Raw genomic sequence first — 12,607 nt, forward strand, 5'->3', positions numbered from 1 at the left:
CTCCTTTGAGGACCGAACCACGGAGATTTTTCGTTGGCACAACATCCAACTCATTCCGAAGCAGCTTTCAGCTTGATGTATGGCCGATTGAACGAGGTACTGCACCAACCTGAAAAGCACTCTATTTCAGCCGGTACAGTCGCAGGGGCAGTGAGTCGGCCCGAGCGGCCTGCCAGGCGGCTAGGGTTTCGGCGTAGCCCAGCCCCGTGTATTCGGAATGCTCCAGAAACAGCAGCGGCTGCTGCAGCGCCGGCTCAGACCAGCCCGCCACCGGACGCTGGGCCTGGAGCGAATCGAACCGGGCCACCCCCGTTACATGCCGGTAGCCATCGAGCAGCACGTATTGCACACCCTGGCGGCGCAGGGCCGGCAGCTCGCGCTCGTCGGTGATAACGGTCAGGGTTTGCTGGTTATCGAGATAGGGCGCCAGGCCCAGGCTCACGGTGCTGGCTACGCGAGTGGCCCCGTGCTGCCGCAGCCACGCCGCCACCTGCGGGTAGTGCGTGGGCAGCGGCGCATAAAGCTCGCGCTGAATACGGAAAATATTCTGGCCCACTGCAGCCAGCAGCACCACGGCCAGCGCCCAGCCGGGCAGCATGCGCCGGCCGCTCAGCACGGCCAGTGCGGCCAGCGGCAGGTAGGCAAAAAACAGTCCCCGGGGCGCTTTCACCAGCAGCGACATGCCGGCCAGCAGCAAGGCTGCCCACACCAGCAGGTAGGGCATCACCGTGCAGGTGCGCGCCTGGCGCTGCAACCGGCCTGTCCATTGCCGCAGCACCAATCCGCCCGCCAGCACCAGCCCCAGCAGCAGGAGCGGCGATTCAAAGCTGAGCAGGTAGCGCAGGTAGTAGGTAAAATCGGGGTGCAGGGCGGCTTGCCGGCCCGCCAGGTTGGGGGTGTTGGGAAAGGCAATAAGTACATAGAAAGCCGGCCAGCGGTACCATGGAAGGCCATTCAGCCACCCCAACGTGCACAGCAGCACATAAGGCAGCGCCAGAATGCCCAGCACCCGCCACCACACGCCGGGCCGCCACCACAGGCCATCGCGCTGCCACACTTCCAGCACCGCCAGAATGGGAATGGTGAGCAGAAATTTGTGGTCCACGCTCAGGCCCAGGGCCAGCCAGGCGGCTACGTGCGGCAGCGAGGCAGCCTGTGGCCGCTGCAAACGCGCCAAGTGGCTCCGCAGCAGGCCAGTGAATAGAATCAGGTTGAGGGAGCTCATGGTGAAGTCACGCCCCGAGAACGTGAGCAGCAGTGAGGTGCCGCCCAGCAACGTCAGGCCCGCCGTTTCGGGGCCGGAGAGGTTAGCTTGCCGGCTCACCCAGGCCACAAAGAAGCCCAGCCCCGTTATCCCCAGCAGCGCATTGATGGTTTGAAACGCCAAAAACCGGTGCGTGAACCCAACTACCGGCAGATAAACCAGGGAAAATGCCGGGCTGCCGTGATGGAAGAACTCGGAAAAGTCGCCGTGCGCCAACCGCTGAATTATCTGCCAGTTGTGTACCGAATCGAAGTCGAGCCCACCGGTTTCGGGTAGCCGCCAAAGCCGGCTGATGGCCACCAGCAGCAACGCCCCCAGCAGCCACCAGCAGCGGCTGGCAGATAAGGGGGCGTTATTTGCGGGAGCAGAGGTAGTCATGGGCGGATTGGCGCGAAGGTCGGCACGCCTGGCGCAACATTCGGCTTCATTTCCCACTTTACCCGTTTCACTTTAGAAAATATGCGTCTCGTTATTCAGCGCGTTAGCGAAGCCTCGGTCACCGTTGAGGGCCAGGTTACGGGCCAGATTGGCCCCGGCCTGCTGGTGCTGGCCGGCTTCGCCCCTACCGATAACACGGCTTCGCTCACCTGGATGTGCCGCAAGCTGGTGCAGCTCCGCATTTTTGGCGACGACAACGGCCAGATGAACCGCAGCGTGCAGGACATCAGCGGGCAAATTCTGGTGGTGAGCCAGTTTACGCTGCTGGCCGATGCTCGCAAGGGCAACCGCCCCAGCTACATTGGAGCGGCCCCGCCCGCCGTGGCCGAGCCGCTATACGAGCAGTTTGTGGCGATGGTGGCCGCCGAGCTGGGCCGGCCCGTGCCCACCGGCATCTTCGGGGCCGATATGAAAGTCCGCCTGCTCAACGACGGCCCGGTAACCATCGTGCTCGATTCCCCGGCTTAACCTCTTTCCCCAACCCGCACCCATGACCATCGCAGAAGCCCAGAAAACCGTCGATACCTGGATTACGACCACCGGCGTCCGTTACTTCAACGAGCTGACCAACATGGCTATCCTCACGGAAGAAGTGGGCGAAGTGGCCCGCCTCATCTCCCGCCAGTATGGCGAGCAGTCGTTCAAGGAATCGGATAAGGGCCGCGAGCTGGGCGACGAGCTGGCCGATGTGCTGTTCGTCGTCATCTGCCTGGCCAACCAAACCGGCATCGACCTCACCGAGGCCATGACCCGCAACCTGGCCAAGAAAACCCAGCGCGACAGCCAGCGCCACCAGAATAACGAAAAGCTGAAGTAGTATAAGCGAATACAAAAAACGTCATGCTTCGCGGCTACGCTCAGCACGATGTGCCTCTAAGCGTTAGCCAACCGGTCCTCCTGCCACACGGGCAGTACGTCGGCGTAGGAATCAATCCGCAGGCAGAATTCAAAATCCTTGCTGGCTTCCAGCGAGTTGAGCCGCCGGACGTGGGCCGACTGCAGCAAGTACGCGGACAAATCAGCCTTGCCGTGCTCCCACAGGTGCAGCGCAGCCAGCGTGGCATCAGAGCCGTGCACGTCGAAATCCGGGGCCAGCTGCGCGGCCAGCGCGCCACCATACACAGTGTCTTCGAGGCAAAACTGGCCTTTCCAGCCGGCGCACACCACCAGCACATCGCGCTGCTGGCGGCGGGCAAAACCGGCCACAGCGGCCAGATTCAGGAAACTGCCCACCACTACCGCCTCGGCTGCCAGCGAGCGGCGCAGAGCCGCCGTGCCGTTGGTGGTACTGATGGTAAGGGAGCGGCCGCGCACCGGCCGGGCAGCATCCAGAAAGCCGAAGGGCGAGTTGCCCAGGTCGAAGCCGGGGGCGGCCAGGCCATCGCGCTCGGCGGCGGTCAGGCTGCCGTGCTGCTGGCCGTAGGCAGCACATTCTTCCAGCGAAGCCACCGGGAAAACGTGCGTAACCCCTTCGCCCAGCGCCGTAACAATGGTACTGGAAGCCCGCAGAATATCCACGATAACAGCCACTTTGCCGCGCAGGTCATACAAAGGCAGCAGTTCGGGCGAAAAACAAATATCTAGTTTGGGCACTGTTTGAGTTAAGAGTTAGGAGTTAAAGGTTAAGAGTTGACCGTTGGAGACCTTAGAGTCCTTTGTCAACTCTTAACTCCTAACTTTTAACTCTATTCCTCCGTGCCTTTGGTCAGCGGCAGCTTGCTTACCGTGGCGGGCAGGTTTTTGCCGCGAATCTGCACGAAAATTTGGGTGCCGGGGGCTGCCAGCTCGGTTTTCACGTAGCCCATGCCGATGCCTTTGCTGAGCGAGGGCGACTGCGTGCCGCTGGTTACGTCGCCGATTTTCTGGCCGTCGGCATCCACTAGCTCATAGTGGCCGCGCGGGATGCCGGTGCCGTCCATCACGAAGCCCACCAGCTTTTTGCTCACGCCGGCTTCTTTATGCTTTTTCAGGCTGTCCGAGTTGGTGAATTCCTTGGCGAACTTGGTAATCCAGCCCAGCCCGGCTTCCAGGGGCGACGTCGTGTCGTCGATGTCGTTGCCGTAGAGGCAGTAGCCCATTTCGAGACGCAGGGTGTCGCGGGCTCCCAGGCCGATGGGCTTGATGCCGTAGGGCTGGCCGGCAAGCATGATTTTATCCCAGACCATCGCGGCGCTTTCGTTGGGAATGTACAGCTCGAAGCCACCCGCACCGGTATAGCCGGTGGCCGATATGATGACATCGGGCGCACCGGCGAAGGTGCCCTGCACGAAGGAGTAGTACGGGATGGTGCTCAAATCCACATCGGTCAGCGACTGCAAGGCGGCCTGCGCCTTCGGGCCCTGCACGGCCAACAGGCTGGTGCGGTCCGAGATGTCTTCCATCTCCACGCCCTGCGTGTTGTGCTGCTTAATCCAATTCCAGTCTTTCTCGATGTTGGACGCATTGACTACCAACAGGTAATCCTCATCGGCCAGCTTGTACACCAGCAGGTCGTCCACGATGCCACCGTCGTTGTTGGGCAGGCAGGAATACTGGGCTTTGCCGTCGGCGAGCTTACTGGCATCGTTGCTGGTCACGCGCTGGATGAGGTCGAGGGCCTGGGGGCCGCGCAGGCGAAACTCGCCCATGTGCGACACGTCGAACATGCCCACGGCGCGGCGTACGGTGTGGTGCTCGTCGAGGTCGGAAGAGTAGCGCACCGGCATGTCGTAGCCGGCGAAGGGCACCATTTTGGCACCCAGCTCGCGGTGCTTGCTATCGAGGGTAACGGTTTTCAGGGACACGGTCATGTATTGGACGGGTTAGCGGATGGGTGGGTAGGTGAATTGCGCTGCAAAGGTGGGGCAAAAAAGAAAAGCCGCTTCGGTAGGAAGCGGCTTTTTTAGTACCGTGGACTGTTGCGAGTCCGCGAGTGGGTCGTTTAAATATCATTTACGTGCGGACTCGTAAAGTCCACGGAACATTACACAGGCGCTACCCAGTTGTGCACGTCGGCACCTTCGCCAGTGCGGATGGCATCCAGGGTGGCCCCCACGCGCTTCGAGAAGGCATCGGGGCGCACAGCGGGCAGCTCGTAGTCGTGGCCCTCGTAGCCGATAACGGCAATGGGCGCAATGGTCGCGGCCGTGCCCACGCCGAAGGCTTCCTCCAGCGTACCGGCCTCCAGGGCCTCAATAATTTCGCGGCTGCTCACTTTGCGCTCTTCCACCGTCAGGCCGAAGTCGCGGGCCAGCTGCAGTACGCTGCGACGGGTAATACCGTCGAGAATGCTGGTGCTGAGGGCAGGCGTAATCACGCGGCCATCAATCACGAAAATGGCGTTCATTGTGCCCGATTCTTCCACGTAGCGGTGCTCCGAGGCATCGGTCCAGATGAGCTGATTGTAGCCTTCCTGCTGGGCCAGCTTGGTGGGGTACATGGCTGCGCCGTAGTTGCCGGCGTTTTTGGCGTAGCCCGCGCCGCCCTCGGCCGAGCGCACGTACTTCTGCTCGAAGCGCACGCGTAGCGGCTTGCTGTAGTACAGGCCCACAGGGCAGGTGAAAATCATGAAGCGGTACGCCTCCGAAGGCCGCACGCCGATGAAGCCATCGGTGGCAAACATGAAGGGCCGGATATAGAGCGAGCTGCCCGCAAACGTGGGTACCCAGCCGGCATCAAGCTTGATAAGCTCGCGCAGACCCTGCATGAACAACTCCTCCGGAATGGTGGGCATGCACATGCGCTCGGCCGAGGCATTGAACCGCGCCCAGTTGTCGAGGGGGCGGAACAGGGCCACACCGCCGTCGGCCTGGTGGTAGGCCTTCATGCCTTCAAAAATGGCCTGGCCGTAGTGCAGGGTCGAGTTGGCGGGGCTCACCGAGATATCGCCATACGGCAGAATCTGAGCGTCCTGCCACTCGCCGTCGCGGTAGTCCACCACGAACATGTGGTCGGCGAAAGCTTTGCCGAATTCGAGGTTCCCAAAGTCCTGCGAGGCCAGCCGCGGGGCGGTGGTTACCTGCGTGTGAATCGAAAGAGTGTCTATCATAAGAAAGCGGTTACGGGTACGCGTGGGTGGGATTTTCCGAGTACGGAATTGGAGAGCGTGTGGGTAATTAAACGGGTATTATACGGCTGGCAAAGGTCGTTATGCTGTACGTAGCGGAAGCATGACGACTACTTTACTGTAGGCATTGAGCCTGAATGGGTTCACATGCGGGCCTGCCAGGTCACTTCTTCCACGCCCAGCTCGTGGGCCATGGCCCGACTCAGCACAAACAGGAAATCGGACAGGCGGTTCAGGTAAACCACCACCAATTCGGCCACAAAAGCATCCTCGGCCAGGTGAATGGCGAGGCGCTCGGCGCGGCGGCACACGCAGCGGGCTACGTGCGCGTGGCTCACGGCCGGGTGCCCGCCGGGCAGAATAAAGGCGCGCAGCTCGGGCAAATCAAGGTTCAGGCGGTCCATTTCGTCTTCCAGCAGCGTCACGTCGGCGGCGTGCAGGTCGGGCAGCTTCATTTTCGATTTCTCTGGGTCGGCGGCCAGGGCCGAGCCGATGGTGAACAGGCGGTCCTGAATTTCCTTCAGCAGCGGCCGGCGGCCGGCATTCACCTCCTGGTCGCGCACCAGCCCGATATGGGAGTTCAGCTCATCTACCGTGCCGTAGCACTCAATGCGCAGGCTACTCTTGGGTACGCGGGTGCCGCCAATGAGCGAGGTAAGGCCTTTATCGCCGGTTTTGGTGTAGATTTTCATTTTGATTGATAATTTATTTGACCGTCATACAGAGCGCAGCGCAGCATCTTGCCCGCTACCACTAACAAAAGCCACCCTTGCAGGTCGATTACTATTGCGGGCAAAATGCTTCGCTGCGCTCTGCATGATGTTATGTTCCACAACTCAGTGGCCGACTACGGCATGCTTCATAATATCGCGGTTGATTTCATCCGTTTCCACCAACCCGTCGCGCAGACGCACGATGCGGTGGGCGTAGCGGGCGATATCCTCTTCGTGCGTCACCATAATAATGGTATTGCCCTTGTCGTACAGCGCCTCAAACAGGTCCATGATTTCGTGGCTGGTTTTTGAGTCGAGGGCACCGGTGGGTTCGTCGGCCAGTAGCACGCTGGGGTTGTTCACGAGAGCGCGGGCAATGGCTACGCGCTGACGCTGGCCGCCGCTCAGCTCATTGGGGCGGTGCGAGGCCCGGTCGGCCAGGCCCACGGCGCGCAGGCTTTCGAGGGCGCGCTCGGTGCGCTCGCGCTTGCTCAGGCCGGCATAGATGAGCGGCAGGGCCACATTATCGAGGGCGCTGGCGCGGGGCAGCAGGTTGAAGCTCTGGAAAACGAAGCCGATTTCCTTGTTACGCACTTCGGCCAGCTGGTTGTCGCTCATCCGGCTCACATCCTGCCCATTGAGGATGTACTGGCCTTTAGTAGGCGTATCGAGGCAGCCAATGATGTTCATCAGCGTTGACTTGCCCGAGCCCGACGGCCCCATAAACGCCACGTATTCACCGCGCGGGATTTTGATGGTAACCGAACGCAGCGCGTTGATTACCTCCGCGCCCATCACATAGGATTTGGCGATGTCAGTGGTTTCAATAACGTTCGGATTCATGGGGAGAGGGGCTTATTGCAGAGGTGAGGAAGGAGGCGCTTGGGAGAAGGACGCACCAGCAGCCGCACGGGCTGCCTGACGGGTGGCATACTCGGTTGCTAAAGTAGCATAGGTATCGGGCGGCAGCAGCCGGCGCAGCTGGGCCAGGGCATCGGCGGCGTACTCGGTCAGGCCGGCATCGGCGGCGGCCAGCACGTAGGCCTTCAACAGCGGCAGCGACTGCGGGTTTTCATCGAGCCCGGTGCGCAGGGCCGAGTAGGCGGCCGTGTAATCGTGGCGTCGCGTGTAAAAGTTGGCCGCCGCCAGGATGGCCGGGGCGTTGAACGGCGCTTCGCGCACGATGCGCTGGTAAAGCTGTTTCTCCACAGCCGGCTGGTTGCGCAGTCGAGCCAAAACAGCGTTTCCGTAGAGTTCGACACCGACTGGCAAAGATTCTTTTGAGTAAGGACTTGTCGTATAACCTACTCTACCCTACTATTTTCAGGTACAAAACAGGGCAGCCCGACCTTTGGGGTTACGACACCACCAAAAACCCGTTCTGCCCCGTGAAGCAACACTTCGCCGCTAAAATTACGACGCTTTTGCAGCAGGCCCCGTTTGTGGGCCACTTGTCCCGCCAAAAGTTTGTGGGCCAGTTTATTCTTGGCCTGATAAAGAGCCGCAACGTGCAATTCGGCGAGGTGGCCCAGCACCTCAATGACGCGGCCAAGCCCGCCTCGAACGAAACGCGCATTCAGGACTTTTTCCGCGAAGTAGACCTCAATTACGTACTGGTGGCCAGGATTTTACTGAGTTTGTTGCCTGCGCAGGGCAAGCTGCGCTTATGCCTCGACCGCACGGAGTGGGACTTCGGCCAGTGCCAAGTGAACATCCTGCTCGTCACCGTCGGCACGGGCGAGGTCCACGTGCCCCTTTATTGGCACCTGCTCGACAACCGCAGCGGCAACTCCAACGCCGCCGACCGCATCGCGGTGCTCGAAAAGTGCCTGGCCTTGCTGGGCAAAGACCGCATCGGCCTGGTCGTGGGCGACCGGGAATTTGTCGGCCATGCGTGGTTCAAGTGGCTCAAAGACAATGGGCTTAATTTTGTCATGCGCCTGCCCAAGCACCACTGCCTGACCCACGCCGACGGCCGGCGGCAGGCCTTAGCCGACCTGGGCCTGGTGCCGGGGCAGGTGCGCCGCTTCGCCCACGTGCAGGTCGACGGAGTCTGGGGGCAGGTCTGGGTCAAGGCCGTGGCGGCGGACGCGTTTGTCTTCCTGTTTGCCACGGCCGGTCTGAACCACCTCGAGCAACTCTATGCCAAGCGCTGGACGATTGAGCAATGCTTTCAAAATCTGAAAGGGCGGGGCTTTAACCTGGAAGCCACCCACTTGCGCTGTTTCCAAAGCTGCGCAAGCTCGTGGCCCTGGTCAGCCTGGCCTACGCGTTTTGTCTGGGCGTGGGCGCGGCCGCCCACGGCGGCCGCCAGCCCATTGCCCGCAAAAACCACGGCTACCGGGCCGCCAGCCTGAGCCGCCACGGCCTCAATCTGCTCCGCCAACTCGCCCGCCCGCTGACCCTGCCCGAGGACCCATTGGCCCGCTTGGTTGAAACGCTACTGAACTGGATTACGAGGCAACTTGCTAAAAATCAATTACTAAAAATAGTAGGGTAGAGTACGTATAACCAACAATTTTCTTAAGCCATGCCGCTAAATCCTCGGGCTTTCTGTCTCTGGCAATTGCATCAATATAAGTCTTCCAACCCAGTCGGTCTTCAAAGTTTCCCCAATTGCTATCTATTTCCCTTAAGATGCGCCGCGCATCTTGCTTATCAACCGAATCCGTTAGGGCACCCAGCTCTTTTCGAATCACTCCCAGTGAATCCGGCCCATAACTAGCAAGTAGAGCAAATGAGCGAGCCGAAAAAGTGCCTCTGAATCCATTTTGAGCAGCCAGCGCAATTTGTTCGGCAGCAACAGCGTATTGCTCTTGTTGTAGCTGCCACAGACCTAACAAGTACTGGAAGTAGGCTGAATTAGCTCCAGTGCCCGCCGCCAGCGGCAACAGCAGCTGCCGCGCCACCTGCTCCTGCCCCAGCGCGTGCCGCGCCAGCGCCTGCAGAAACAGGAGCTGCTCGTAGTAGCTGGCATTGGCGGGCTGCGTAGCTAGGCGGTTCAGCTGGGCCAGCAGGGCGGGTGTGAGCTGGTCTTTGTGCCGGGCCACATCCCACAGCACTACGTGGTAGAGCTGGGCAAAAGTGGCTTCGTCCAGCACCTGCAAATCGGTGGGCGGGGCGGTGGGCGCGGGTTGGAGCGGCGTGGCGGTTCGCAGCTGGAGCAGCGTGTAGTTGCTCCGCAGGGCCGGCTCGGTGGTTTTTAGCGTCAGCTTAGCCGCGCGCTGGCGGGCATCGGCCAGCAGGTTCTGGCTGAGCAGAAAGGCCAGTTGGTTGGTGCTGCTGGCGTAGCTGCCGGGGGCCAGCTGCTCGGCTTTGTCGAGGTAGAAGGCAACGGAATCTGTTATCGTAGTGCGGGTAAAGAGCTGGGCCAAATCGCCGGCCAGGGCTGCGCTGCGCGGGTAGGCCCTGAGGCCGCCGCGCAGAATATCAAGCCCCTCAAACAAGTCATCCGGGTCGTTATAAAGCGTGGCCAGACGCAGCGACACCTTCTCATCAGGCCCGCGCAGTAAGGCGCGGCGCAGCGAGTTTATCTCGTTCTGGCGCTGCTGCCGGAAACGAAAAATTGCCGCCCGGCCAAACTCGGCGTGCCGGTTGGCGCGGTACAGCACGTCGCCGCTTTCGGCGTAGTAGCGCTCGGCCAGGCCGGCTAGGCTGAGGTCGTCGGGCGTGGCTTCGCTTTGCTGGCGCGTGAGGTCGCCGAGGTTGTTGTATTGCCCGGCCATCACCTGGTCGGGCAGCGGGAAGTTCTGGCGCGACTGCACCGCAATAAGGCCGCCTATCGCCAGAATATACACCGAGTAGAACGGCAGCCGGCGCGGCTCAAACACCACCCGGTATACCCGCAGCCGCTGCCGGATAAGCGGCGCAAAATTCATGAGCACATACAGCAGAAAAGGCGCGCCCAGCAGCAGCAGCGCCAGCCCCGTGAAGCGGCGGGCGGCCACCAGCAGCGGCGTATTGGCCGTGGCAAACGCATAGCCCAGCGCCCCGGCCGCCCCTAGCACCACCATTGGGTACAGCTGCGCCGCGCCCCGGGCATACGGCACCCACGCCGCGTAGCTGGGGGCCCGCAAGCGCAGGCCCAACCAGCCAGCCACCACGGCCGGCAGCAACAATACCAGCGGGTCGAGGCTCAGGCCGGGCAGCAATTGCAGCACGCCGTCGTTCCATTCATACAGCAGCAACACGCCCAGGTACAGCAGGCTGGCCGCCACAAACGGCAGCAGCCCGAACCGTCCCCCCGGCTGCTCCGCCTGGGTATTGAACCACAGCAGGGCCCGGATATTCTCCATGCCTACCCACAGTACCAGCAGCGCCACCAGCACCGCGCCGCCCGGCGTGGCATACGCCGCCAGCTGCAACACGGTATCTGCAATGGGCAGCTGGCTTTGGGCGAGCAGCAAGGCGCTCAGCCCGGACACCACGGCGCCCATTGCCACCGCCCGCCGCCACAGCGGCCAGCCCTCGGCAAAAGCGTGCAGCATGAAGCCGACGCCGCCCACCATTCCCAGCATCAGGTACAGAAAATACCGCTCGCTGGTATTGAAAAGACCCAGCGACTCGGTGTTGAGCGACAACAGCAGGAAAATAATCGGCACCATGCCTGCTACGAAAGCACTGCGGGCCAGCGTGCTCACCACCGCTACCCAGCCCGCCAACAGCACCGCCAGCAGCACCAGGAACACGCCTGCCGCCACGGGCTGCGTGAAGGGCCCCGCCACGTCGTGCGTCAGCGTCACAATGAAGCTGCTGGCCTGCACCGGCAGGTGCACCGGCCCGGCCGCCACGCTGTCCAGCGTCAGCGGCAGGGCTTGCAGGTGCGCCACCTCCCGCACGGGCAAGGTGCTGTTTTCACCCGTGAAATAATAAAAGATGGTCAGGCCCACGGCCAGCGCGGCCAGCCACACCAGCCAGCCGGGCCGCGTGGTAGCGCGAGTGCTTACGGATTGCGGCGTCACCAGCTATTCCAGCACTTTGGGCACCCGGAAGTAGTCCGAGTCCTTGCGGGGTGCATTGCGCAGGCCATCCTGGTGGCTAACGGTATTGCGGGCTTCGTCGTCGCGCAGCACGTTGATTTCCTGCGAGAGGTGCACCAGCGGCTCCACGCCCGTCGTGTCGAGGCCTTCGAGTTGGGCCACAAAATCCAGAATGTTGTTCAGGTCACCGAGCATTTGCTGCTCGCGGGTTTCGTCGAATTCGAGGCGGGCTAAGTGGGCCAAGCCGCGCAGGGTGCCAAGGTCGGTGCTCATTTAGAGTTATGGGTTAAATGTTAGGAGTTAAGAGTTGGTGGGCTGCCCGGATGGCGCAACGGCCGCCGGCGCGCGCCAGGTGCTGGGGCCGGGTTTTACCGCGCCCGCAGGCAGAAAATCGGCGGCCAGCTGGGCATATACCCGCGCCTTCAGCTCGGGTATATCGGTCAGGGCGAGGCCGGCTGTGGAAATGGGCGGATGGAAAACGATTTTGAGCCGGTGATAGCGCACGCGCAGGTCCTTTTCCACATCGGGCATAAACATGTGGTTGAGCGGCATGCCCACCGGCACGATGGGCACCCCGGCCTCAATGGCCATCTGAAACGCGCCGTCCAGAAACGGCAGCAGCTCCTTGCCGGGTGTGGGCGAAATCCGGCCTTCGGCGAATATGGCAATGCTCCTGCCTTCCGCCAGCGTGCGGCGGGCCGCCACCATGGCCCGGCCCCGGCTCACGGCGCTGGCCCGATCCACGGTAATATATACGTTGCCAAAAAGTGGCCCCCACACCGGCACGCGTGCCAGCGAGGCCTTGCCCATCATATTCAAAAAGCCCGGGATGTACTTAAACAGCATCATGATATCGATGTACGAGCCATGATTGGCCACGTATACGCAGGGCCGCGGGGTGGGGCCTTTGCTTTCACGCACCACTTCCACCGGCATGCCCCACATCGTAATGGATAGCCACGACCAGAAGCGATTCAGCGCGTGCACCACCCCTCCCCCGGTGGGCCGCCGACTGAAATACCACTGGAAAGGGTAAATCAGCACGAAGGGAATAATGAACCACACCACCGCCCACGTAGTGTAAAGGCGCTGGCCGAGGTAACGAAGCATATGGCGCATAATGGCAAAGTTAGGCTAGTTGGCCGTTGTGCATTGTGCACAGGCGGTG

14 protein-coding genes are annotated in these 12,607 nt (G+C 61.6%); 4 read left to right on the plus strand and 10 right to left on the minus strand.

The window, feature by feature from the left end; translation table 11 throughout:
• Positions 1-121: 121 nt before the first annotated feature.
• Positions 122-1,642, minus strand: coding sequence for a hypothetical protein (locus tag KQ659_RS15220; RefSeq protein ID WP_216688286.1), 1,521 nt, complete (start codon positions 1,640-1,642; stop codon positions 122-124).
• 81 nt (positions 1,643-1,723) lie between these two features.
• Here KQ659_RS15220 and dtd point away from each other — a divergent pair, with 81 nt between their 5' ends.
• Positions 1,724-2,170 carry a D-aminoacyl-tRNA deacylase gene (gene dtd, locus KQ659_RS15225; protein WP_216680274.1) on the plus strand — a complete coding sequence of 149 codons (447 nt, stop codon included), beginning with the start codon at positions 1,724-1,726 and terminating at the stop codon, positions 2,168-2,170.
• A gap of 22 nt (positions 2,171-2,192) precedes the next feature.
• Positions 2,193-2,519, plus strand: coding sequence for a nucleotide pyrophosphohydrolase (locus KQ659_RS15230; protein WP_216680273.1), 327 nt, complete (start codon positions 2,193-2,195; stop codon positions 2,517-2,519).
• 56 nt (positions 2,520-2,575) lie between these two features.
• On the opposite strand, the gene KQ659_RS15235 is transcribed toward KQ659_RS15230, so the two are convergent.
• From KQ659_RS15235 to KQ659_RS15260, 6 genes are all read right to left on the minus strand, one after another.
• On the minus strand, positions 2,576-3,295 hold the full coding sequence (locus tag KQ659_RS15235) for a 2-phosphosulfolactate phosphatase (RefSeq protein ID WP_216680272.1): 720 nt from the start codon (positions 3,293-3,295) through the stop codon (positions 2,576-2,578).
• A gap of 92 nt (positions 3,296-3,387) precedes the next feature.
• Entirely contained in the window at positions 3,388-4,491 is a 1,104-nt protein-coding gene (gene gcvT, locus KQ659_RS15240) for a glycine cleavage system aminomethyltransferase GcvT (RefSeq protein WP_216680271.1), read from the minus strand.
• 173 nt (positions 4,492-4,664) lie between these two features.
• The gene (locus tag KQ659_RS15245) at positions 4,665-5,729 is read right to left on the minus strand and encodes a branched-chain amino acid aminotransferase (RefSeq protein ID WP_216680270.1); all 1,065 of its coding nucleotides are present in this window, start codon (positions 5,727-5,729) and stop codon (positions 4,665-4,667) included.
• A gap of 161 nt (positions 5,730-5,890) precedes the next feature.
• Entirely contained in the window at positions 5,891-6,439 is a 549-nt protein-coding gene (locus KQ659_RS15250; protein ID WP_216680269.1) for a cob(I)yrinic acid a,c-diamide adenosyltransferase, read from the minus strand.
• A gap of 144 nt (positions 6,440-6,583) precedes the next feature.
• On the minus strand, positions 6,584-7,303 hold the full coding sequence (locus KQ659_RS15255; protein WP_216680268.1) for an ABC transporter ATP-binding protein: 720 nt from the start codon (positions 7,301-7,303) through the stop codon (positions 6,584-6,586).
• Between the two features lie 12 nt (positions 7,304-7,315).
• A complete protein-coding gene (locus KQ659_RS15260; protein ID WP_226929996.1) occupies positions 7,316-7,669 on the minus strand; it encodes a tetratricopeptide repeat protein in 354 nt (117 codons plus the stop codon).
• A gap of 179 nt (positions 7,670-7,848) precedes the next feature.
• On the opposite strand from KQ659_RS15260, the gene KQ659_RS15265 reads away from it, so the two are divergent.
• Complete coding sequence (locus tag KQ659_RS15265; RefSeq protein ID WP_226929999.1) at positions 7,849-8,817, plus strand: transposase; 969 nt, start codon at positions 7,849-7,851, stop codon at positions 8,815-8,817.
• Positions 8,745-8,960 (plus strand): hypothetical protein, encoded by a 216-nt coding sequence (locus KQ659_RS15270; protein ID WP_226930002.1) that lies wholly within the window; start codon positions 8,745-8,747, stop codon positions 8,958-8,960. Before KQ659_RS15265 ends, KQ659_RS15270 begins: the two co-directional genes overlap by 73 nt.
• Here KQ659_RS15270 and KQ659_RS15275 read toward each other — a convergent pair.
• From KQ659_RS15275 to KQ659_RS15285, 3 genes are read right to left on the minus strand one after another with little or no spacing between them, the layout of a single operon-like run.
• Entirely contained in the window at positions 8,929-11,421 is a 2,493-nt protein-coding gene (locus KQ659_RS15275; protein WP_226930004.1) for a hypothetical protein, read from the minus strand. The two genes, KQ659_RS15270 and KQ659_RS15275, sit on opposite strands and share 32 nt — an antisense overlap.
• Positions 11,422-11,424: 3 nt before the next feature.
• Positions 11,425-11,712 (minus strand): Asp-tRNA(Asn)/Glu-tRNA(Gln) amidotransferase subunit GatC, encoded by a 288-nt coding sequence (gene gatC / locus KQ659_RS15280; RefSeq protein ID WP_168671800.1) that lies wholly within the window; start codon positions 11,710-11,712, stop codon positions 11,425-11,427.
• 27 nt (positions 11,713-11,739) lie between these two features.
• Entirely contained in the window at positions 11,740-12,549 is an 810-nt protein-coding gene (locus KQ659_RS15285) for a lysophospholipid acyltransferase family protein (RefSeq protein WP_216680266.1), read from the minus strand.
• Between the last annotated feature and the right edge of the window lie 58 nt (positions 12,550-12,607).

This window comes from Hymenobacter siberiensis, assembly GCF_018967865.2.
GTDB classification, from domain to species: domain Bacteria; phylum Bacteroidota; class Bacteroidia; order Cytophagales; family Hymenobacteraceae; genus Hymenobacter; species Hymenobacter siberiensis.

Excerpts from the sequence above, each read along its gene's own strand:
- KQ659_RS15220 (WP_216688286.1), bottom strand. The coding sequence starts at position 1,642 with ATGACTACCTCTGCTCCCGCAAATAACGCCCCCTTATCTGCCAGCCGC.
- dtd (WP_216680274.1), top strand. The coding sequence starts at position 1,724 with ATGCGTCTCGTTATTCAGCGCGTTAGCGAAGCCTCGGTCACCGTTGAG.
- KQ659_RS15230 (WP_216680273.1), top strand. The coding sequence starts at position 2,193 with ATGACCATCGCAGAAGCCCAGAAAACCGTCGATACCTGGATTACGACC.
- gcvT (WP_216680271.1), bottom strand. The coding sequence starts at position 4,491 with ATGACCGTGTCCCTGAAAACCGTTACCCTCGATAGCAAGCACCGCGAG.
- KQ659_RS15245 (WP_216680270.1), bottom strand. The coding sequence starts at position 5,729 with ATGATAGACACTCTTTCGATTCACACGCAGGTAACCACCGCCCCGCGG.
- KQ659_RS15250 (WP_216680269.1), bottom strand. The coding sequence starts at position 6,439 with ATGAAAATCTACACCAAAACCGGCGATAAAGGCCTTACCTCGCTCATT.
- KQ659_RS15255 (WP_216680268.1), bottom strand. The coding sequence starts at position 7,303 with ATGAATCCGAACGTTATTGAAACCACTGACATCGCCAAATCCTATGTG.
- gatC (WP_168671800.1), bottom strand. The coding sequence starts at position 11,712 with ATGAGCACCGACCTTGGCACCCTGCGCGGCTTGGCCCACTTAGCCCGC.
- KQ659_RS15285 (WP_216680266.1), bottom strand. The coding sequence starts at position 12,549 with ATGCTTCGTTACCTCGGCCAGCGCCTTTACACTACGTGGGCGGTGGTG.